Source organism: Gluconobacter cerinus, from assembly GCF_002723935.1.
Taxonomy (GTDB): domain Bacteria; phylum Pseudomonadota; class Alphaproteobacteria; order Acetobacterales; family Acetobacteraceae; genus Gluconobacter; species Gluconobacter cerinus.
In genome coordinates this window covers 1-747 of the sequence record NZ_BEWM01000049.1, presented here as the reverse complement: position 1 = coordinate 747, position 747 = coordinate 1, and the positions used below count along the sequence as shown (strand labels likewise).

Sequence of the window (747 nt, the reverse complement as noted above, 5' to 3'; positions counted from 1 at the left end):
GGCGCTCTTTCGTGACATGAACTCCGGACGCAAGCGGATCCTGATCGGGTCTTCTGCCACCATGGGAACCGGAGTGAATGCGCAGCAGCGGCTGATTGCCCTGCATCACCTTGATGTGCCCTGGCTGGTCTCGGACATCATCCAGCGCGAAGGCCGGATCGAGCGGCAGGGCAACCAGAACCCGGTGATCCAGCTCTATGCCTACGCCCTGAAAGGCTCGGTAGATGCGACCAACTGGCAGATGCTGGAGCGCAAGCAGAAGTTCATCTGCCTTGCCATGTCCGGAGACCGGACCATCCGCCGTCTGGAGGATGTGGGGGCGGAAGCCAACCAGTTCGCCATGGCGAAGGCCCTTGCGTCAGGAGACGAACGCCTGATGCAGAAGGCCGGACTGGAGGCCGAGCTGGCCCGTCTGGAGCGGTTGCAGGCCGCCCATCACGACGATCAGTATAACGTCCGTCGTGCCATCGACCGTGCCGAGCGTGACTGTGACACAGCGCAGGCCGTGATCCCGCGTCTTCAGAACGACATCGCAAAGCGTGAGCCGACGCGCGGTGAAGCGTTCAGGCTGGTGCGCAAGGATCGGGAGATGATCGAGCGTGAGAAAGCCGGTCAGTGGCTTCTCTCGCAGGCCCGTCTCGCCGCGAAGGCCGGGGAGAAAGGCAAGTGGACGCTTGGCACGATCGGCGGCTTCGAGATCCTGTGCGAGACCTGGCGCACCCGCCTCGACGGGGAAGAGACATGGGA

Annotated in this window: 1 pseudogene; it reads left to right on the top strand. The window is 63.5% G+C overall.

Annotated elements, in window-relative coordinates:
* Positions 1-747: pseudogene (locus tag GCE01_RS16640) on the top strand (lactate dehydrogenase); the annotation flags it as partial.